A 21,772-nucleotide genomic window follows, 5' to 3' on the forward strand; every position below is an offset into this window, starting at 1 on the left:
AGCGAGAGCCAGAACAGGCCCTCGCTGTTTGCCGTCAAAGTCAGCGCTTGAGTTTGCGCTTGTTGCGGTATTGGTCGATGACCACCGCGACCACGATGATCAAGCCTTTGATGATGTCCTGAATATAGGCATCGACCCCGACGAACGTGAATCCACTGGCCATCACTCCAAGAATCAATGCACCGATGACGGTGCCGGTGATGCGCCCTACCCCGCCCGCCAGGCTGGTTCCGCCAATGACCGCTGCGGCAATGGCATCCAGCTCATAGGACATGCCCATCCCCGCCTGCCCGGTGGCGGCGCGGGCCGAAGCCACCACGCCCGCCAATCCTGCCAGCAACCCGGCGATGCTGTAGACGATGACCAGATGGCGTTTGACGTTAATACCGGACGTACGCGCCGCCTGCATGTTGCCGCCGATGGCGTAGGTGTATTTGCCGTACTTGGTGTAGCGCAATGCGATGTGGAAAACCACCGCGACCACCAGAAAGATGATCACCGGCATCGCGCCGTTACCGATGGCCGTGTAGGAGTCCGACAGCATGCTGATCGGCTGGCCTTCGGTGTAGTAACGCGCCAGGCCACGGGCCGAGACCATCATGCCCAAGGTGGCAATGAACGGTGGAATTCCGGTGATGGCGATGATGCTGCCATTGATTGCCCCCGCCAACAGCCCGACGCCGAGCCCGACAATCACCGGAATCCACACCGGCAAGTCGGTCAGCGACGGGAATACCGCCCGAGAGAAATCCGAGGTCTGTGCCAGGCTGGCCGCAATCATCGCCGATAAGGCCAGCACCGATCCCGACGACAGGTCGATGCCGGTGGTGATGATCACCTGGGTTACGCCAATCGCCAGCAGGCCGATGATCGACACTTGCAGAATCATCAGCACCAAACGCTGGGAGTTCATCAGGAAGCTCTGGTCGCGCACGATCCAGCCGAACACTTCGAACACCAGGCCGATACCAATCAGCACCAGGAAGATGCTCAGCTCGGTCGGAAAGCGCCGGCGATTCTTGGCCGGCGCCGCTGCCGGTTTGTTTTCCAGTATCGCGTTCATAACTACTCACCCTTCTATCGCGTCGACGACGCTGGCCGTGCCAGCGTCAGCATTCATTAGTGAACGGCGGACATGCCCGAGGCCAGTTGCATCACTCGCTCCTGAGTCGCTTCGCGGCGGTCGAGGGTGCCCATCAGGTCGCCCTCGTGCATGACCATCACGCGGTCGCTCATGCCGAGCACTTCCGGCAGTTCCGAAGAAATCATGATCACCGCCATGCCTTCGCTGGCGAGATAGGCGATAAGCCGGTAAATCTCGGCCTTGGCGCCGACATCGATACCGCGGGTCGGCTCGTCGAGAATCAGGATGCGCGGATTGGTCATCAGCCACCGCGCCAACAGGGCTTTCTGCTGATTACCACCGGACAAGGTATCGATGCACTGCTCCAGTGACGGGGTTTTCACCCGTAGCTTCTTGCACATGTCTTCGCACAAGGCGCGCAGGGCTTTTTGCTGGATAAATCCGCGGCCGGCGTAATGCGGCAGCACTGCCATTTCCATGTTTTCCAGTACTGACAGGCACGGGAACAGACCGCTGAGCTTGCGATCCTCGGTCAACAGCGCGAAGCCCTTCTCGATTGCCATGTGGGGGTCGCTGATGCGCACCACTTCGCCATCGAGACGAATCTCGCCACTGTCGCTTGGGGTAATGCCGAAAATCGCTTCGGCAACGTTGGTCCGCCCCGAGCCCATCAGCCCGGCGATGCCGAGGATCTCGCCGGCGTGCAGGTCGAAGGAAACATCCTTGAAAATGCCGTCCAGTTTAAGGTCGCGCACCGACAGCAACAGATCGCCGATCGGCTTTTCGCGTACCGGGAACAACTGGCTCAACTCGCGACCGACCATCATCGAAATCAGGCTATCGCTGTCCATGCTGTCGGCCCGTTGCAGGCCTATGTAGGCGCCATCGCGGAACACCGCCACTTCATCGGCGATAGCGAACACTTCGTTCATTTTGTGGGTGATGTAGATAATGCCTTTGCCCTGGCTTTTCAGGTCGGCAATGATCGAAAAGAGGTGGGCAACTTCCTTGTCGGTGATGGCCGAGGTCGGTTCGTCCATGATCAAGATGTCGGAATCGTAGGACACCGCTTTGGCGATCTCGACCATCTGCCGTTCGGCGATGCTCAGGTTGCCGACCTGCTCTTGCGGATCGAGGTTGATCCGCAAGCGTTCGAGCAATTTCGCCGTGCAGCGGTGCATTTCCCGGTGATCGACCATGCGAAAGCCGTTGAGCTGCTCACGGCCGATCCAGATATTTTCGGCGATGCTCATGTGCGGCATCAGGTTGAGTTCCTGGTGGATCATCGCGATCCCGGCCTGAAGCGCTGACAGTGGTGTTTGGAAGACCACCGGCTTGCCCCTCAGGCGCAGTTCACCGGCGTCCGGCTGATAGATGCCGGCAATGATTTTCATCAGGGTGGATTTGCCAGCGCCGTTTTCACCCATCAGGGCCAGCACAGAACCTGGGCGTACCCGAAGCTGCACATCGGCCAAGGCAACCACACCGGGAAATCCCTTGCTGACGTTGACGATCTCCAGCAGGTACGGCTCATCGGCAGGTGTTGCAGTTGGCTGGATACCCACTAACGGGGTGCTCGAAGCAGTCGCTGAAGCGAACATGATCAGGTACTCCATCAGCAAGGTCGCGGTGGCAACCTTGCGTATTTATTGTTGTTATTGAACGGACGGGCTATTTGAACGTGTCGACGTTTTGCGGGGTGATCAAGCGGTATGGCACCCACACGGACTGTTCAACCGGCTCGTTTTTGGCCATTTTCACGGCGGTGTCGATCGAACCGTCGGCCTGTCCCTTGGCGTCCTGAAACACCGAGACGGCCAAGGCGCCCTTCTTCACTGCGTTCAAGCCGTCCGGCGTACCGTCGACACCGGCAATCAGCACGCTACCCTTTTTGACGCCTGCCTGTTGCAGGGCCATGGCCGCGCCAATCGCCATCTCATCGTTGTTGGACACGACCGCGTCAAACTTGCGGCCCTGGGTCAGCCAGTCGTTGACCAGGGTCATGCCTTTATCCCGCGACCAGATACCTGTCTGCTCTTGCTCGATCTTGATGTCCGGGTATTTGGCCAATACTTCTTTGACGCCCTTGGTGCGGTTAGTGGTGGAGTTGTTCGCGAGGTCGCCGAGCAGAATCACGATGTTGCCCTTGCCGCCCATTTTGTCGGCCAGGTACTGCATCTGCATTTCACCGGCCTCCAGATCGTTGGAGGCGACCGTGACGACACCTTTGGGCAGCTTCAGGTCATCGGGGCGGCGGTTGACGTAGACCAGCGGGATACCGGCCTTGACGGCGGCTTCGGTGATTTTACGGGTGGCGGCGGTATCCACCGGATTGACCACGATGGCATCGACCTTCTGGCTGATGAAGTTTTCGACCTGACTCAATTGCTTGACCACGTCGCTGCGGGCGTCTTCGAATTGCAGCTGTACGCCATCGGGATAGGACTTGGCTTTCGTGTCCATGGATTCGCGCAGGTAGGTCAGCCAGGTGTCATCGAATTGGGACATGCTGACGCCGATCTTCATATCGGCGAGCGCCGCGCCACTGGCGAACATCAGCGACAAGGCAAGTGAGGCAAAGCGGGTCTTGGTCTTCATGAAAAGTCTTTCTCCACATTCTTGTTGGTTTTATGGATGAGGCGTGACGATTTCAGTAAGCAGGCAAGCGGGAAAAGGGTTTAAACAGGTGGCGAGGCAGGTCGCTGAAAACGACTTTATTGGAAAATAATTTCCATATCAACTAATTTTAGAATTTTATTCTGATTTTATTCCATGGCGCTCGAACAGGCTCAATTCCACCACTTGATGCCGCTCGGCGCTCAGTCGCGCAGCGTCCAGCACGCAAGTGGTCGCCAGTGCATCACGGGCGTCCACAGGCAGTGGGCCACAGCTCTGCAACGCGGTTTGTAGCTGTAAATAGAACTGATTCCAGCAACCGCGCTCGGAGGGCACCCGTTCGCGCACCTCGCCCTGTTCGAACCAGCCCCAGCGGCGATGTTCTTCCACCCCCCAGCGCTCACCTTCGGTTTTTGGCGAAAGCCCGGCGAGTGCCGAGGCTTCTTGCCCGTCCAGACCATCGACGCTGTAACAACCGTGGGTGCCGGTCACCCGAAAGCGCGGGCCGGGGGTGTTTTGCAGGCAACTGCCGCCCAGGTGTGAGGTCACGCCACTGGCATGGGTCAGGGCCATAAAGAAGCCGTTATCGAAAACCTGGCCTTTTTCCAGGTAATCCAGTTCGGCGTAAACCCGTGTCACCGGACCAAACAACAGCAACGCCTGATCGACCAGATGGCTGCCCAAGTCGCGAAGAAAACCACCACCACTGCCGTTGTTCACCGCCAGTGGTGAGTAACGTTCGATCCGCGATTGGAAACGGGTGACTTGGCCCAACGCACCGGATTCGATGAGTTTGCGCACGGTCAGGAAGTCCGAGTCCCAGCGACGGTTCTGATAGACGCTGAGCGGCACGCCTTGGCGCTCGGCCATGGTAATCAGGGTTTGCGCTTGCTGCGCATCAGCGGCAAACGGTTTGTCGCTGACCACCGCCACTCCGTGTTCGATGCCATCAAGCACCAACGCCGGACGGCCCTTGAGCGGCGTGGACACCACCAGCACATCGATCCCGGCCTCCACCAGTTGGCCGATGCTGTCGAACGCTGGCACCCCTGGGTGTTCTGCCGCCAGCAACTGTCGGCGTTCCGGTGAACGGGTGACCACACCCACGAACGTCGCCGCCGGCAAACTGCTGATCAGCGGAGCATGGAAAAACCGGCCGCCATGGCCGTAACCGACAAGTCCGATCCGCATGTGTGCATTCCTTCTTATTGTTATGTAACCGCTCACTGGACACACGCCGTCCTTGTGGCAGCGGGTTTGCTCGCGAAGGCGGCGGACACGTCAATATTGATGTCGGCTGACACAGCGCTTTCGCCAGCAAGCCCGCTCCCACAGGCGATCATCGTTAGCCGTAGAAATGTGGGCGGTCTGGCAGACCGACTTTGACGATCGCCCCGCTGCTCTGCGCCTCGATGCACGCGTCTGCGGCGACGGCAGCGGCGAAGCCATCCCACGCTGACGGGCCACCCACCTGCCCGGCGCGCACGCCATCGATGAATGCCTGCAACTCAACGTCATACGCCGCGATAAACCGATCCTTCCAGTCCATCAGAATCGCGTTGGACAACTTCGCCCCGCTGCGCAACTGCACCTGGGACGGCTCGGGCAACCTGGCGATGCCGGTCTCCCCCACCACTTCGCACTGGATGTCGTAGCCGTATTGGCAGTTGACGAACACTTCCACGTCGATGCGCGTGCCCTTGGCGGTTTCCAGCAGCACGATCTGCGGGTCTCTCAAATGCGCGAGGGCCTTGCTGCTCTTGCGCGGGAACACCACCTGCACCGACACGTAATCGTCGTCGAGCAACCAGCGCAACACGTCCAGTTCATGGATCAGGGTGTCGGTGATCGCCATGTCGGTCTTGTAGTTTTCACCCACGCTCGGGTTGCGATGCGCGCAGTGCAACATCAAGGGCTCACCAATCTGACCGCTGTCGATCACGGCTTTGAGTGCCCGATAACCTTCGTCATAGGGGCGCATGAAACCGACCTGTACCAGGCGTTTACCGTGGGCCACTTCGGCCTCGACGATGTTGCGGCAACCTTGAGCGGTGACCGCCAGCGGCTTCTCGCAGAACACCGGTTTACCCGCCGCAATCGCCGCCAGCACGAACGCTTCATGGCTCGGGCCCCAAGAGGTGACGAGGATTGCTTCGACCTCCGGTGCCTTGATCAGCGCATGGCCGTCGGGATAGACCTCAGCGGTCAGTTTCAAGTCGGAAACGACCTTCGCGGCTTGCTGCAAATTGATGTCGGTTACAGCAACGACCTGGCTATTGAGCAGGGTCTGGCTGCAACGACGGATATGGTCCTGGCCGATCGCCCCGGTACCGATGACGCCGATCCGCAGTGAATGAGAGAGCAATGACATGAAGATTCTCCGGTGAAAATTTGTTGTGGTATCAGGGGCAATCAGTACTGACGGGCCTTGGCCAGTCGTTCATTCAGGGTCTTGGCCACCGCATCGGTGCGGGCGCTGGTGGAGACTTGCGCCACGCCGACCCGCCACCACGACAGGTATTTGTGAATCATGGTTTTGGGTAGAACCTTGATATCGATCAGCGTCGACACCGTCTGCAAACGCGCATCGGCCAATGCGCTTCGCAGCTCTTCGACCGTGCTCACTTTGTAGGTCTTGCAACCATAAGCCGCCGCGCTCATGGCGAAATCCACCGGCACGAAACCGCCGTCGAGCTTGCCGGTTTGCGGGTTGCGGAACCGCAACTCAGTGCCGAAGCTGTCCATGCCGTGTTCCATCTGCAGGTTGTTGATGCAACCGAAAGTCATGTTGTCGAACAGCACCACGTTGATCTTGCGGCGCTCCTGGATCGAGGTCGCCAGTTCGGAATGCAGCATCATGTAAGAGCCGTCACCGACCAGCGCATAGACCTCGCGCTCAGGCTCGGCAAGTTTCACGCCCAGTGCGGCATTGACCTCGTAACCCATGCAGGAATAGCCGTACTCGACGTGATAAGTGTTCACGCCCTTGCTGCGCCAACTGCGCTGCAAGTCACCGGGCAGGCTGCCGGCGGCGGCGACGATCACCGCGTCATCGGCCAGGGTTTCATTGAGCACGCCAAGCACACGGCTCTGGGTCAGGCAGGAGCCGGTCAGCTCGATGAATTCGCGCAGCACCGCCGGGTCCATGTGGTCGTTGATTTCCGGGATAAAGTCCTGGCTCTGGTATTCGACCTGATAGAGACGGTCGACTTCCTCGTCCAGTTGCACCTTGGCCTGTCGCGGTTGATCGCCCCACGCAGAACGGTAATCGCCCAAGGCTTGAGCCAGGGCTTGCAAGCCAACTTTGGCGTCCGCCAGCAGTTGCACGCCGTCGAGCTTCAGGGCATCACAAGGACTGATGTTGAGGTTGAGAAATTGCACGTCCGGATGCTGAAACAGGGATTTCGAGGCGGTGGTGAAATCGCTGTAGCGGGTGCCGACACCGATGATCAGGTCCGCGTCTTTGGCCAGCAAGTTCGCCGCCAGACAGCCGGTTTCACCGATCCCGCCAACGTTCAGCGGGTGACTGGACACCACCGCACTCTTGCCGGCCTGGGTTTCGGCGAAGGGAATGTCGAAGCGCTCGGCCAACGCCTGCAAGGCGCCATTGGCACCCGAGTATTTGACCCCGCCACCGCAAATGATCAGCGGCTTGCGCTTGCCTTTGAACAGCGCCAGCGCATCACCGAGCATCGCCTCGGTCGCCGGACGACGCTCGATGCGGTGCACGCGTTTTTGCAGGAAGTAATCGGGATAGTCGTAGGCCTCGGCCTGCACGTCTTGCGGCAAGGCCAGGGTCACTGCGCCGGTTTCGGCAGGATCGGTCAGCACACGCATGGCGTGGATCGCCGCCGTCATGAGTTGTTCGGGGCGGTTGATGCGGTCCCAGTATTTGCTCACGGCCTTGAACGCATCGTTGGTGCTGATGCTCAGGTCGTGGAACTGCTCGATCTGTTGCAACACCGGGTCCGGCTGGCGGCAGGCATACACGTCGCCGGGCAACAACAGCAAGGGAATGCGGTTGGCCGTCGCCGTCGCCGCGGCGGTCAGCATGTTGGCTGCACCAGGGCCTACCGATGAAGAGCAAGCGTAGATCTTGCGCCGCTGGTGCTGCTTGGCAAAACCGATGGCCGCGTGGGCCATGCCTTGCTCATTGCGCCCCTGATGGACGATCAGGTCGCCGCTGTCCTGCTCCAGCGCCTGGCCCAGACCCAGCACGTTGCCGTGGCCGAAAATGGTAAAGATCCCGGCCACGAACTTGCTTTGGACCCCATCGACCTCGATGTACTGGTTATCGAGGAATTTCACCAGGGCCTGGGCCATGGTCAGTCTTGTTGTGTTCATCGCCGCACCTTTTATGAAGGCAAATCCAATCTAATGGGGGATTTCCATTAACCTTGAGTTCTTTGCAGGTGATCCATGCTCGCGCCGATCGCCTGCTGGATATCCGCCAGACCATGGACGCTGTCGGCAAAAGGCTCGAACGACAGGTAGCCGCTGTAACCACTGCTGAGCAAGGTGTCGACTTGCGCCGCGTTGCCAAGGATGTCGCCCTCGCCCACCAGCACCCGGTGGCCGTCGCGAATGGACGCCAAAGGCGCCTCGGCATCCTCGACACCGGAGATGTGCACCAGTCCGGTCAGCTCGGGAAAGAATTCATGTTCGCCGGCCAAGTAATGGTGAAAGGTGTCGTGCACCAGACGAAACACATCCAGCCCGCCGATGGCCTTGATCGCGTCCACCGCCGTACGCTTGCGGCGCAGCGAGCACTCTTCGAAACCCAGCGGTTCAATGAAACCGAGGATGCCGTGTTCGCGCAGGATCGGCGCCAGTTCAGTCAACGCCGTGCGCAAACCCGAAGCGCGTGCAGCCTCATTGCGCGGGTCAGCACGGTCGTTGAGCGGACACATGACCAACCCTTGAGCACCACAATCACGGGCATAAGCAGCCAGCTTCAAGGCCTGTGCACGGCGCTCGTCATTCCACACATCAAACGGATACAGCGCGTTGATCGACAGCACGGTAATGCCTTGGGCGGTGCACAACTCACGGACGCGCTCGGGGGCGGTGCCGTCTTCGATCTCGACGCCTTTAAGGTCGTTGCGAATTTCGATGGCGTCGGCCTTGAGGGCCGCCGCCAGGTCGATGAACGCCGGCAGGGACAAGCGTGGGGCGACCATACGGTTCAGGGCGAAACGCAGGGGTTTGCTCATTATTGTTGTTCTCCGCACAGGTGAATCAGTTGGCCGTTGGCATGCTGAATTCCGGGCCGTTGGCGATACTGTCGGGCCAGCGCTGCATCACGCTTTTGTAGCGACTGTAGAAGCGAATGCCCTCCTCGCCGTAAGCATGGTGATCACCAAACAACGAGCGTTTCCAGCCGCCGAAAGAATGCCAGGCCATCGGCACCGGAATCGGCACATTGATGCCGACCATGCCGACCTTGATGGTGCGGGCGAAGGCTCGGGCGATGCCACCGTCGCGGGTGAAACAGGACACGCCGTTGCCGAATTCGTGGGCGTTGATCAACGCGACGGCGCTGGCGAAATCCGGCACCCGCACGATGCCCAGCACCGGGCCGAAAATTTCCTGTTGGTAGATGCTCATTTGCGTCGTGACGTTGTCGAACAGCGTCGCGCCGACGAAGAAGCCGTTCTCGGCGCCCGGCACCTTGAAGTTTCGGCCGTCGACGATCAGTCGTGCGCCCTGAGCCACGCCTTCGTCGATAAACCCTTCGACTTTGGCCTTGTGCTCGGCGGTCACCAACGGCCCCATGTCGCTGTCGCCCTTCAGGCCGTTTCCGACTTTCAACTGATCGATACGCGGCAGCAGTCTGGCAATCAGTGGGTCACCGACATCGCCCACCACCACGGCAATCGAAATCGCCATGCAGCGCTCGCCGGCCGAGCCGTAGGCCGCGCCAATCAGGGCATCTGCCGCTTGATCCAGGTCGGCGTCGGGCATGACGATCATGTGATTTTTCGCCCCGCCCAGTGCCTGCACACGCTTGCCCCGGGCGGTGGCTTGCTGGTGGATGTACTCGGCAATCGGCGTCGAGCCAACAAAGGAAATCGCCTCGATGTCCGGGTGTTGCAACAATGCGTCCACCGCTGTCTTGTCGCCCTGGACCACGTTGAACACGCCGTCGGGCAAACCGGCTTCGCTCAACAGTCGGGCCATCAGCAAGCTGGCGGACGGATCACGTTCGGACGGTTTGAGGATGAAGCAGTTACCGGTGATCAGCGCCAGCGGGATCATCCACAACGGCACCATCACCGGGAAGTTGAACGGCGTGACGCCGGCACACACGCCCAGCGGCTGACGCAGGTTCCAGTTGTCGATGCCGCCGCCGATGTTGTCGCTGAAATCGGTTTTCAGCAGGTTCGGCGCTCCACAGGCGTACTCGACGATCTCGATACCCCGGGTGACTTCGCCCTTGGCGTCCGAAAACACTTTGCCGTGTTCGCGGCTGATGATTTCTGCCAGTTCATCGTGATGCTGGTCGAGCAGTTCCTTGAACTTGAACATCACCCGCGAACGGCGCAGGGATGATTGTTCGGACCAGGCCGGGAAGGCTTTCAGGGCCGAAGCAACGGCTGCGTCGACGGTTTTCTGGCTGGCCAGCCCGACGCGCGCCTGGACGCTGCCGGTGGCCGGGTTGAAAACATTGCTGAAGCGTTCGCTGTGGCTGTCTTGCACTTGACCGTGAATGTAATGGCCGATGACCGGGGCGTCGCTCATGGATCGTGTTCTCCGTGCAGAGGTTGGAATTCGGGCTTTTCAGTTCACAGATCAAGCAGCCAACTGTGCTGCGGATCGTTGTGGAACTGCCAGACGCGTTTCGGGCCGGCCATGACATTCAGGTAATACGACTCATAGCCGTACGGCACACTCACCGGGTGATAACCCTTGGGCACGACAACAAGGTCGCTGTTTTCCACAGCCATGGCCTGATCGATGCTGCGATCGTCGGTGTAGACCCGCTGGAACACGAAGCCCTGAGGCGGGTTGATCTGGTGGTAATAGGTTTCTTCCAGAAAACTCTGGTGCGGCAAATCGTCGGTGTCGTGCTTGTGCGGCGGGTAGCTCGACGAGTGACCCGACGGCGTACGCACTTCCACCACCAGCAGCGAATGGGCCGGTTCGGTGTCCGGCAGAATGTCGCAGACATAACGGGTGTTGGCGCCTTTACCACGCACGCTGCGTTTCATGGAGTCGGGTTGGATCAGCCGTGGACCGAGGCCATTGCCCGCGGAACCGGGGGCGGCGCACACGGCGATTTGTGCTTCGCTGAGCGCGACCACTTGCGCCTGACTGCCGGGTGGCAAATACGCGGCGAACGGAGATTTGTCTTCGAACACCGACTGACGATCGCCGAGGTTGTCCCAGTCGAACGCGCCCTGCCCCGGCGCTTCGCCCTTGATGCTGACCCGGCCGCTGAGCAGCACCAGGCACAGTTCTTTATCACCGGCAGACACTGGCAGGGTCTCGCCCAGACTCAAGCGGTACGCGGCGAAACCGACGTACTCCAACTCATCTTTACCCAGCTCGACCATGGTCCGGCCACGGGCATTGCTTTTGACCAGCAGGCTCATCATGCAGTCCTCTCGTCGAGCAGCGCGCGCAGGGTGTCGTAGCCTTTTTTGGCGTAGACATAACTCGGCGCCACCGCGGGGTCCTGTTCGGCTTCGACCACCAGCCAGCCTTGGTAATCGGCGGCCAGCAGTACGTCGAGCAAGGCGCCGAAGTTGATATCGCCATCACCGGGCACCGTGAACGTGCCGTTGATGATGCAGTCCGGGAAACTCCACAGGTTGTTGCGCGCCAGTTGCACCACCGGTTTGCGCACGTCCTTGAAATGCACATGGCAGATGCGTTCGATGTGTTTGCCCAGCACCTTCAGGGGTTCGCCGCCCCCCATGTAGCAATGGCCCGAATCGAACAGCAAACCGACCTCACTGCCGGTCAGCGCCATCAGCTTGTCGATGTCGGCCGGGGACTCGACGTAAGCGCCCATGTGATGGTGATAGGCCAGACGAACACCTTGGGACAGGGTGAAGCGCGCCAGTTCGGTGAGTTTGTCGGCGTACTCCTGCCAGGCGTGTTCGGTGTGAAAACGCGGGCGTTCAACCAGCGGAATGTATTGGCCTTGAATGGAGTCGGCGACTTCACCGTATACCAGCACCTTGGCGCCGTTTTTCGCCAACAGTTCGACATGGCTGCCGATGGCGTCGATTTCTTCGGCCACCGAACGGCGGGCCAGACGACTGGAATACCAGCCGGACACCAGCGCCAGGTCGTACGGACGCAGTACATCGCCGACACCCTTGGCGTCTTTGGGGAACTTGCCGTTGAGTTCGAAACCTTCGTAGCCGATTTCCTTGCCTTCGCTCAATGCGGTGCTCAGCGGCGTCTCGCCACCGAGGGACGGCAAGTCGTCGTTGCTCCAGGAGATCGGGTTGATGCCAATTCGAATAGCGGGCATGGCTGCACCTTTTATTGTTTTTACCTATCTGTAAGACCGACGCTCCCACAGGGGATTTGCGTCAACCCGTCAGGCCCGGGCTGTGCGCCAGGCATCGATCAGTTCGACAAACGTGTCCTGCACCTGGCGGATCAGCGCTTGATCGTCGATTTCACCCGCCATCCACGCGCGGCTCGGCTCTTGGAAAATCGTCCGGCCCACGGCAAAACCACGGCAGGTCTGGCTCTGGCTGGCCTGTTGAAACCCTTTGGCCAGGGCTGCTGTCGGCGCATTCAGCCCCAGCAACACCACGCCTCGGCAATACGGATCACGCGCCTGAATCAGTTCGTCGAGTTGCTTCCACTCCTGGGCGCTCTGCGCTTCGATTTTCCACCAGGCCGGATAAATACCCAGGTTGTAGAGCCGTTTGAGGGCGCGATACAACACGTCTGGATGGGGCGAGGGATGATCAGTGGGTGGGATGATTTCCAGCAGCAGTTCATGACCGCTGACCAGGGATGCCTGATACAAACCCTTGATCTGCGCTTCCTGTTCCAGTCGCAGCAACGGCTCGTCGTCGGGGTGGAATTGCACCAGGCACTTGATGATTTGCTCCTGCGGCCAGGCGATCAGGTTGCTGCCGATGGAGCGACCATGCTCGAAAGCCAATGGACGCGAACCTTGCACTTCCACCGGTCGCGCCACCCACCAGCCACGGCCAGTGGCAGCGTTCAGCGAGTCCTGGCCAAAGCGTTGATCGGCCAGCAGCCCGACATCGGCCTCGATGCCTTGCTTGTGCAAATCAGCTTCGACCCGCTCCACGGCTTTGATAAAGAGTTGCTTGAGTTCGCCAATCGCGCTCAGGTCGCGACCGCCCTTGTGCGCCAGTTCCACCAATTGCCCGCGATGGTCGAAAGCAAAAATGAACAGTTGCTTCCATTGTTTGCGCGGCACGCTGACCTGATGCAGGCGTTGCAACACCCCATCCTGATCCGGCCGGGTAATCGGCAACGGGCTGTTGAACAGATATTCGAGTTCGGCGCGGGTCGGCATGGCCGGGGCGCAAGCGTGGCGTGAAACCACGAGACCACCACAGGCATTGGCCAACTGACAGCAGCGCTCGTCGCTCGCATCCTCCAGCCAACCACTGAGGAAGCCCGACATAAAGGCGTCGCCGGCACCCAGCACATTGAGCACCTCCACGCGCACGCCTGGATAAATGGCGCCGTCTTCGAGACGAGCCGGGATCACGCCATCAATCACCGTGCAACCTTGCGGGCCGAGCTTGACCACCAACGTTGCAGCGCTCAGCCGGCGGACATTGCGTAACGCAGTGAGCAAATCCTCGGAGCCGCCAGCCATCAGAAACTCCTCTTCAGTGCCGACGATCAGGTCAAAACGCGGGAGGATTTTTTGCACGTGCTGACTGACGCTCTGATCGGCGACGAAGCGTGTTTCCCCGTCAGCCTTGCCGGCCAGTCCCCAGAGCACTGGGCGATAGTCGATGTCCAGCACCCGTTTGACGTTGTGTTTCTCGGCATGATCCAGCGCCTGGGTGCTCGCTTTGTAGACGCCATCGGTGGAGAAGTGGGTGCCGGTAATCAGCAAGGCTTTGCTGGAAGCGATGAAGGCTTCGCTGATGTCTTCAGCCCGCAACGCCATGTCGGCGCAGTTTTCGCGGTAGAAGACCAATGGAAAGGTTTCGCGATCCTTGAGGCCCAGCAGGACCATGGCGGTCAGGCGCTCCGGATCGACTTTGATGCCACTGATGTCACAACCTTCGCGGGCCAGGGATTGCACCAGGAAGCGGCCCATATGGTCGTCACCGACCCGGCTCAACATCGCCGACTTGAGGCCCAATCGAGCCGTACCGAAAGCGATGTTGGCGGACGATCCACCGAGGTACTTGGCGAAACTTGAAACATCTTCCAACCGCGCGCCGACTTGCTGCGCATAGAGGTCGACGCCAAGGCGCCCCAGGCAAATCAGATCCAACTGACGTCCACTGGCAAAACGAGTCTGGCCCATGCTGGCTCCTGTTATTTTTATCAGCCTGTGCTCAGGACGATGACCGCGCCGAACACTCTTGGTGGATGCAGACTAAAACGACCGGGACCGAACAATCAATAATTATTCCAAATAATTTTTATGTGGAATATTTTTTCCAACATACTCCTGTACAAGCGTTCCAGAGGTCGTGGATCGTTTCAGCACGCTGCGCACGACTGCAAGCTCAAGATTTTGTTCTTGCCTACCCTGTAGACTGCGCATTGCAAACCTATTGCCAGGGGACGAGGTGAAAAATCGTCCCTATAAGAACAGCCTGAAGGATTCCCTATGTCCCGCACCGATCAGCCGGCTACGACCGAGAGCACGCTCGAGAGCGATCTCACCAGCCCCCCGATCAATGCCGAGCGTCTGTTGCAGCTGATCACCAATGAATACGACAGCCTGCCGCGCCAGCTCAAACGCATCGCCAGTTACATGAGCCAGCAAAGCGACCGGATCATGGTCGACCGCATCAGCGACATTGCCCGCGAGTGCGAAGTGCACCCGTCGGCCATCGTGCGGTTTTCCCAGCGTTTCGGCTTCAGTGGCTTCAGCGAAATGCAGGCGTTGTTCCGCGAGGCGTATACCCACAAAACCACGCCGGTGCAGAACTACCAGCAGCGCATTCGCAGCATGATCGCCAACAAATCGCAGAAAGCCAGCGGCGGCGACCTGGCGCGCGAGTGCATCAACGCAACCCTGTCGGGCATCGAACGACTGGGAATGGAGCTCGATGACCTGGCCTTCGACAAGGCCGTGGACATGGTGGTGAATGCGGACAACATCTACGTGGTCGGCGTGCGCCGTTCGTTCGCGGTAGCCGATTACCTGGTCTACAACCTGCAACACACCAACAAACGAATCCACCTGGTCTCGGGGCTCGGCGGCAGCTATCGCGAGCAAATGCGCAGCGTGCGCGCCAATGACCTGGTGATCGCTATCAGCTTCACGCCATACGGCAAGGAAACTCAGCATTGCCTGCGTATCGCCCAGCATCAACAGGCGAAAACCCTGATCATCACCGACAGCAATCTCTCGCCCTTGGCCAAGCGCGCCAACACCCTGCTGCTGGTCAACGAAGGCAGTTCATTTGCGTTCCGCTCATTGAGTGCGACCCTGTGCCTGTGCCAGGCGCTGTTTATCGCCGTGGCGTATCGACTGGAGTTGAAGGTCGATGATATTCACGAGCAGGTCGGGTTCGAAGACTGATCCAGGAGCGGCGTTACGGCTGCACGCGTAGCGCCCTCCCTCCACCATCGCTGGCAGCGGCCGCGCACTCACTTGTAAATATTTATTCCATTTATTTACAGGAAAGAATAATTATTCTATAAGCTGATTCTCTGAAAACAAGAATTTAGAGGATCCTGCCATGCGCGAACTCGGAATCGGACTGATCGGCACAGGCTTCATGGGCCGCGCCCACGCCTTGGCCTTTCGCAACGTCAGTGCGGCCTTCGAACTGCCCTTCACACTGCGCCTGGCCGCCCTGGCGGACGCCGATCACGTTCGTGCGCAAGCCTGCGCCACTGCCTGGGGCTTTGAGCAGGCCTATGGCGATTGGCAGCCATTGATCGACGATCCCAAAGTAAACCTGATCGCCATCACCACGCCCAACCACCTGCACTACCCGATGGCCATGTCCGCTATCGCCGCAGGCAAGGCTGTGTACTGCGAAAAACCGCTGGCGGTTAACCTTGAACAGGCCAATGCCATGCACCTGGCGGCCAAGCATGCCGGCGTCGTCACCCGTGTCGGCTACAACTACCAGCACAACCCGATCATCGGGCTGGCGCGGGAGTTGATTCAGAGCGGCAGACTGGGCGAGATCATCAGTTTTCAAGGCGAATTCAGCGAAGACTTCATGGCCGATCCCGCGTCCCCCTGGTCATGGCGCTGTGAAGCCGAACATGCCGGTGGCGCATTAGCGGATCTGGGTAGCCACTTGCTGGGCATGGCGCGCTACCTGCTGGGCAATGTCGAAGCGGTCTGCGCCGACTCCCAGACCGTGCACCGCCAGCGCCCCACCACCGCCGGTAGTCAGCAACAACGCACAATTGCCGTCGACGATCAGACGCATGCATTGCTGCGCTTCGCCAGCGGCGCGCGTGGAACCTTCAGCAGCAGTTGGCTCAAGCATGGCTACAAGAACCACCTGAGCTTCGAGATCAGTGGCACACACGGAACCCTGACGTTCGACCAGGAGCGCTTGAATGAGTTACGCCTGTGCCGTGCAGGCCAGGACGGTTTCCAGCGTTTACTGGCCGGGCCCAACCTGCCCGGTTACGCAGCGTTCAGTCCGGCGCCGGGGCATCAGTTGGGCTACAACGAGTTGAAGACGCTGGAAGTCCATGAGCTGATCATGGCCCTGGCCGGCCAAGGACAAGCCGGCACTGATTTCGAACAAGCACTGGAAGTCGAGCGATTGGCGACAGCCATTCGAATGGCGGCGCGGGAACAGCGCTGGGTCAATGTCGGCGAGGTTTGATGCGGACAAGGGTGGACGCAGGACGGATGCCGGGCGCTGGATCGTGCAGAGATTCTGTCATCCGCGCCCTCAGCGCATACAGGCCGGTTTGCAGCGCAGAGATCACCTCAGTCAGGCCGACGAAGCTCCCGGGGTAAGGGATACTGGTTTTCTCGGTGAGCTGAGCGTTCGCAGTGGATGGATTTCTCATGGGTCCGGTCCTTTGTTACAGCACGGCGTTGGCGATACCGAATGAAATGGCCTCTATGAGGTTGAACGGCAAGAATTTCCGCTGAGGGGAGCGGATTTTGAAGAGTGAATACGCGTTCGAAAATCATGTTTTTTACAATTCTCGTGTCGTTTCCCTTTTTTTTATCGCACTCGAAACGTTTCAGCGCAACCGCTGGAGCTGCAACGGGATGCACCAACCTGTCCAAGGGGCATGGCGCCAGGCCTTGTGGTCTGGGGGTTTATGCGTTTCAAAAAAAATAAAACTTATCGTTAAAAAAATCATGAAACCTCACTGCACGCCGAGCGAAAGCGCGTGATCTCCCAGTTCCATCGACAGACGCAAGCAGTCTGAATAGATGGTCATGCCGTTCACTTCAAACATCGATTGATGTTCCGACTGCACGGCCAGCGTCCTTGATTCCGGCGTCTCGTACATGCTATTGCTAAAAAACGACTAGCCAATTCGCAGGAAGTTATCAAGCCGTATGCATGGAGTCACACACATCAATCGCCAGTCCGGCCCACCGTATGCATCCCTGATTGCGCACTGTGGGCCTTACGTCAAACACTACTTGAATGTAGCCACAGGGTCCGTTATTCAGCGCTCCACACACTCCGCTTCACACTGCCTGCGAACTCGCTTGTCTGGCAGCTACGCCTATAGGCGCCATCGTTACGTCCCTCCGCCTGCCCTTCTGATCGATAGTCACTGAACCGGCGCCACCTCGTTGTGGTTCGTCACGGTGAGTTCTGCTCGCCTGGTTTTTTTTATCTGAATTCATCACTCACTTGAGTGAAACACAGACCGGTCGGCATCCAGCCTCAAACGGCGTCAACTTCGGGTCACGACAGAATGCTGCCGCAGCGCCTCCTGCACGAGGTTGACCGGTTGTGAGCGTTCCCACGTTACAAGGAGCATCAGCCAATGATTTTTTTCCAGGGGAAGAGAATACTCAGCGCCATCTTCGATATGGATGGCACCATGTTTGACACTGAGCGCCTGCGCTTCAGAACCCTCAAACAGGCATCCAACGAAATTTTCGGCAAGCCGCTCAGCGAGCAAACCTTGATCGGCTCACTGGGCCTGAGCGCGAAGAAGGCCGAAGCGCTCGCGAAGGCGCACAACGGTGAAGATTTCCCCTACGCGCAGATCCGCCAGCGGGCCGATGAGCTAGAACTGGAGTACGTGCGTGATCACGGCGTCCCCATCAAAGCGGGCTTGCTGGAGGTGCTGGAGCGGTTGCGCAAATGCGGCCTGACCATGGCAGTCGCCACCTCAAGCCGCCGAGCCATCGCCGAGGAATACCTGATCAATGCCAACGTGCTCAAGTACTTCGACATCACCGTGTGTGGCGATGAAGTCAGCCAGGGCAAGCCCCATCCCGAGATTTTCCTGCGCGCAGCCAGCGCCCTCAATTGCGCGCCTGGCAGTTGCTTCATGGTCGAAGACTCTGAAAACGGCCTGCTGTCGGCGATCCGTGCCGAAGGGCAACCGATCCTGATCGAAGACATCAAGCCACCTGCCACTGAGGTCAAAGCCGGCGCGCTCAAGGCTTACGGCAGCATGCACGAGTTTCTCGCCGACATCAGCGAGTGCATTCCCCACCTGGGCACACCTGAACTGAGCGAGCCTTTCCCCCAGGCGCTGAACCAGTTTCGCGTGGGTATTCATGGCTTTGGTGCGATCGGTGGTGGCTACTTGACGCAAGTGTTCTCCCACTGGGACGGCTACACCCGGCCCTGTGAAATCATTGCCGCGACCCGCTCGCGGATGCTGCGCGAGACGGTCGACGCCTTCGGTCGGTTCAGCGTGCGTTACGGTGCCACGTCCTTCGACCAGACCATCGAAAACCTCAGAATGATCGATATGGACGACGCCGAAGCGGTGATCGACATGTATGACGTCGCTGAAATCGTTGGTCTCAGCCTGCCTGAGCAAGCCATCCGCAAACAGGCCGGGGTGATCGCCAAGGGACTGCTGCGGCGCTTTGAACGCCGCGGCCGCGAACTAACCATTTTGATCGTGTTGAACAAAGTGGGTGGCGCCGCCTTCGTTCGCCGACACGTCGAAGCGGAATTGGCGCTGCTGTGCTCAGTGGAAATTTGCCAGCAGATCCTGAACAAGACCCACTTTGCCGAAACCGTTGTCAGCCGAATCGTCTCCAAGATCAGCAAAGATGCCCTGCTGCGACAACTGCGAATCAAGTCGCAAATGTTCCAGAACAGCATGGACGAGGAACCGAGCATGGCACCCAGGCTTGCCACTCCGGTACCGGAATACGAACGGCTGATTGGTCGCTTTCGCCCGTTCGCCCAGTCCAGCAGCGCACTTAACCAGATGCATCTGATCCTGTTCAACAGCGAGCCGGATATGCCTCTGTATGTGGAACGCGGCAGCGATCTGCTGGAGCGACTGCGCCAAGTGAAAACCGTAGATGACATTGCCCAGATCCAGGTCATCAAGAATCGCCTTTGGAACGGTCCTCACGCGATTATTGCCTGGTATGCCAGCCTGCTGGGATATTCGTGGGTGGGCCAAGGCATGGGGGACTCGCGTGTAAGCGCTTTGGCCGAGCGGCTGATCCGCCAGGAGGTTGCTCCCGCCTTGTTGGCAGACAATGCGCAGATGAACGAGGCGGTCGCCGCGTTTGCTCAGACCTTTTTGGAGCGCTGCAAGACTTCCTTCAAGGACCCTTGCGCACGCGTAGGCCGCGACCCCCTGCGCAAATTGCAGCGCAACGAGCGCATTCTGAGCAGCATTGATCTCGCCAGAAAACACGGGATCGAAACGCCCGCCCTCGAGTTCGGTGCCGCACTGGCCATTCATTACGCTCTGCGCTCGACCGACAGCAAGGAACAGGAGTGCCTTGGGATAAGGAAGCTTTACGATGAAAGTGGCAGTGTCGAAAAAGTGCTGACGCATACAGGGGACTACAACGGCAGGCCGTATCCAGGACTGGACGGGCTTGATGATGCAGCGCTGATAGAGTCGATTTCGGAGCATTTTCATCAGCTCCTGGAACCTGACTCGGCTCACTGGGGATGGCCGTTTGAGGCTGGATCGCAGCCGCACGTGTCGTAACTTCGCAGCAGAGGCCTGCACGATTTAACCCTGTCTCTGAGAGCTGCTGTAGCTTTTCGGCCTTTGCAACATAGCCATCTGGCCATCGTTGATGCGTGCAGTTCTCGGGGATGGACGAATGGCGCTTGCAAGGCCGTGCCGGCACCTCGTCTTCCCTTTGTTCGGTGTGCTCTTGGTAAAGGTAAAACCACCATGAAATGGACCGCCCCCCGCAAAATCCTACCGGCCCCGGCGGCTATCAGACTTGATGAGGATACCTTGTCGGTCCTGGAGGATTACCGTAATGCCAAAAAGGCTTGGCTGGATGCATCAGACGACGCGCCGGATATGAAAGAGCTAGAGCGCGCGTTTCATTACGCAGCGGCCGAGTTCGCGAGTTGGGTTGACGCCGAGATTGATTTTCAACTGGAACTCGCCGGGCGAACGTTACCAGTACACAGCGATTCGCCACGCCCGGGATGCATTCATTGCATGGCGCATGAGCAGGATGTGTGACAACCGAATCCTACTGCCTCAGCATTTCACAGGACGGTACCACGTCAGCCTGACGAAAACCGCCCGAGCCTCTCTGCGAGAGCGCGCTATCGCGGTGTTTCCTTCCACACTCCTGATGGAAAGCGACGGACAAAACGGCAACCAAGGGAGCAATGAGTGCGGCCAGAGGAAAACCTTCGCCCCGCTCACCCTGGGTATGCATCCATAAGGATTCATGACCTAAAGCACACGTTTGGTCGACGACTGCGCACAGCTGTGCCGTAGCACAGCTCGAGCGTCTGAGGATGAATATACGTTCATCGAAAACAGGGTTCTATGCGTCTAGTCTGCGGGTTCCGACATAGTGACTACAGGAGTAAACCACCATGTTCTCGCATGAAAGCGTCCCGCTGATCATCATCTTCATCATCATGCTGCTTGGCGTGCTTACCGCCATCCTCCATCCGGTACATGCGTTCATTACCAGAGTTCGGAGGCGCAGAGACAGATCATCCACCGAGACAATTAAAGAGATGGATACGCGCTGAACTGTTGCCGAGAAACTCGACTACCTGCTGCGCGGCGCTAGCCAGATGCTGTTCATGGGTAAAACCTGAAGCTTTCAACGGCTTCAAATCATGATCCCCGGCCGCCAGCCACGTCACCTCGATACTCGGTGACAAGGTGTAAGCCTCGACAGCTTCCCGATTGCCAAGCGCATCGCGCTCCCCCTGAACAATCAAAGTCCGCGTCTTCAAAGACGCCAAATGCTCAACCCGAGGTTTCTCCGGCTTCCCCACCGCATAAAACGGATAACCCAAACAGACCAACGCATCGGCACCCAATTCCTCGGCCAATAGACTCGCCATCCGCCCCCCCATCGACTTCCCGCCAATGGCCAAAACCCCAGCGACATGACGTCGCACTTCAACGAACACCTCGCGCCAGCACTCCAGCAATTTCCCCGCAGGATTGGGCGGCCGCTTACCCCCATCAACCCGTCGCTGCGCCATATACGGAAACTCAAAGCGCAACACGTTGACCCCAAGTGCAGCAAGGCGCCGAGCCATGTCCGTCATCCAGTCACTGTCCATCGGCGCACCAGCACCGTGGGCCAGGATCAACGTCACCGAAGCCTCGCCCGACGCGGCGTCCCACAGCCATCCATGCTCGCGCGCACACTGCGCCCATTGATCCCCGTCAATACTGGCCTTGTGCTGTTTGTCCATGCTTGCCTCGCTTTTAGTCTGCCTATAACTCCAGGCGAAGGATTCGCGGCGATTGTTGCTCGCGCTCACTTCGGCTGAA

At 59.0% G+C, this 21,772-nt stretch carries 17 protein-coding genes; 4 read left to right on the plus strand and 13 right to left on the minus strand.

The features are described from left to right. Nucleotides 1-40: 40 nt before the first annotated feature. The 11 genes from AACY18_RS18840 to AACY18_RS18890 form a co-directional block, all read right to left on the minus strand. A complete protein-coding gene (locus AACY18_RS18840) occupies nt 41-1,063 on the minus strand; it encodes an ABC transporter permease (protein WP_339465671.1) in 1,023 nt (340 codons plus the stop codon). Between the two features lie 56 nt (nt 1,064-1,119). After that, nucleotides 1,120-2,685 (minus strand): sugar ABC transporter ATP-binding protein, encoded by a 1,566-nt coding sequence (locus AACY18_RS18845; protein ID WP_339432555.1) that lies wholly within the window; start codon nt 2,683-2,685, stop codon nt 1,120-1,122. Nucleotides 2,686-2,755: 70 nt separating this feature from the next. Then, entirely contained in the window at nt 2,756-3,682 is a 927-nt protein-coding gene (locus AACY18_RS18850) for a sugar ABC transporter substrate-binding protein (RefSeq protein WP_339465673.1), read from the minus strand. Nucleotides 3,683-3,838: 156 nt separating this feature from the next. Beyond that, nucleotides 3,839-4,891, minus strand: a complete 1,053-nt coding sequence (locus AACY18_RS18855; RefSeq protein ID WP_339465674.1) for a Gfo/Idh/MocA family protein — start codon at nt 4,889-4,891, stop codon at nt 3,839-3,841. Nucleotides 4,892-5,045: 154 nt separating this feature from the next. After that, nucleotides 5,046-6,071 (minus strand): Gfo/Idh/MocA family protein, encoded by a 1,026-nt coding sequence (locus AACY18_RS18860; protein ID WP_339432558.1) that lies wholly within the window; start codon nt 6,069-6,071, stop codon nt 5,046-5,048. A gap of 41 nt (nt 6,072-6,112) precedes the next feature. Further along, nucleotides 6,113-8,044: a 3D-(3,5/4)-trihydroxycyclohexane-1,2-dione acylhydrolase (decyclizing) gene (gene iolD / locus AACY18_RS18865; protein ID WP_339465675.1), complete on the minus strand. Its 1,932-nt coding sequence runs from the start codon at nt 8,042-8,044 to the stop codon at nt 6,113-6,115. 47 nt (nt 8,045-8,091) lie between these two features. Then, entirely contained in the window at nt 8,092-8,913 is an 822-nt protein-coding gene (locus AACY18_RS18870) for a TIM barrel protein (RefSeq protein WP_339465676.1), read from the minus strand. A 25-nt stretch (nt 8,914-8,938) separates the two neighbouring features. Beyond that, complete coding sequence (locus AACY18_RS18875; RefSeq protein ID WP_339465677.1) at nt 8,939-10,441, minus strand: CoA-acylating methylmalonate-semialdehyde dehydrogenase; 1,503 nt, start codon at nt 10,439-10,441, stop codon at nt 8,939-8,941. 44 nt (nt 10,442-10,485) lie between these two features. Beyond that, nucleotides 10,486-11,295 carry a 5-deoxy-glucuronate isomerase gene (gene iolB / locus AACY18_RS18880; protein WP_339465679.1) on the minus strand — a complete coding sequence of 270 codons (810 nt, stop codon included), beginning with the start codon at nt 11,293-11,295 and terminating at the stop codon, nt 10,486-10,488. Continuing rightward, on the minus strand, nt 11,295-12,185 hold the full coding sequence (iolE, locus tag AACY18_RS18885; protein ID WP_339465681.1) for a myo-inosose-2 dehydratase: 891 nt from the start codon (nt 12,183-12,185) through the stop codon (nt 11,295-11,297). The genes iolB and iolE overlap by 1 nt, the downstream gene beginning before the upstream one ends. A 69-nt stretch (nt 12,186-12,254) precedes the next feature. Continuing rightward, nucleotides 12,255-14,192 carry a bifunctional 5-dehydro-2-deoxygluconokinase/5-dehydro-2-deoxyphosphogluconate aldolase gene (locus AACY18_RS18890; protein WP_339432564.1) on the minus strand — a complete coding sequence of 646 codons (1,938 nt, stop codon included), beginning with the start codon at nt 14,190-14,192 and terminating at the stop codon, nt 12,255-12,257. Between the two features lie 309 nt (nt 14,193-14,501). Between AACY18_RS18890 and AACY18_RS18895 the strand changes: the two genes are divergently transcribed. After that, nucleotides 14,502-15,422, plus strand: coding sequence for a MurR/RpiR family transcriptional regulator (locus AACY18_RS18895; protein ID WP_339432565.1), 921 nt, complete (start codon nt 14,502-14,504; stop codon nt 15,420-15,422). A 160-nt stretch (nt 15,423-15,582) separates the two neighbouring features. Next, entirely contained in the window at nt 15,583-16,698 is a 1,116-nt protein-coding gene (locus AACY18_RS18900) for a Gfo/Idh/MocA family protein (RefSeq protein ID WP_339465682.1), read from the plus strand. Between the two features lie 499 nt (nt 16,699-17,197). Here the strand turns inward: AACY18_RS18900 and AACY18_RS18905 are convergent, their stop codons facing one another. After that, nucleotides 17,198-17,344 (minus strand): hypothetical protein, encoded by a 147-nt coding sequence (locus AACY18_RS18905; RefSeq protein ID WP_339465683.1) that lies wholly within the window; start codon nt 17,342-17,344, stop codon nt 17,198-17,200. A gap of 489 nt (nt 17,345-17,833) precedes the next feature. Between AACY18_RS18905 and mtlD the strand changes: the two genes are divergently transcribed. Next, a complete protein-coding gene (gene mtlD, locus AACY18_RS18910; protein ID WP_339465684.1) occupies nt 17,834-19,990 on the plus strand; it encodes a bifunctional mannitol-1-phosphate dehydrogenase/phosphatase in 2,157 nt (718 codons plus the stop codon). Between the two features lie 192 nt (nt 19,991-20,182). Beyond that, nucleotides 20,183-20,485, plus strand: coding sequence for a hypothetical protein (locus AACY18_RS18915; protein ID WP_339465685.1), 303 nt, complete (start codon nt 20,183-20,185; stop codon nt 20,483-20,485). Between the two features lie 488 nt (nt 20,486-20,973). On the opposite strand, the gene AACY18_RS18920 is transcribed toward AACY18_RS18915, so the two are convergent. After that, nucleotides 20,974-21,693 (minus strand): alpha/beta family hydrolase, encoded by a 720-nt coding sequence (locus tag AACY18_RS18920; RefSeq protein ID WP_339465686.1) that lies wholly within the window; start codon nt 21,691-21,693, stop codon nt 20,974-20,976. Nucleotides 21,694-21,772: the final 79 nt, after the last annotated feature.

Origin of the sequence: Pseudomonas sp. EA_65y_Pfl2_P74 (assembly GCF_963970575.1) — a bacterium.
GTDB lineage: Bacteria > Pseudomonadota > Gammaproteobacteria > Pseudomonadales > Pseudomonadaceae > Aquipseudomonas > Aquipseudomonas baetica_A.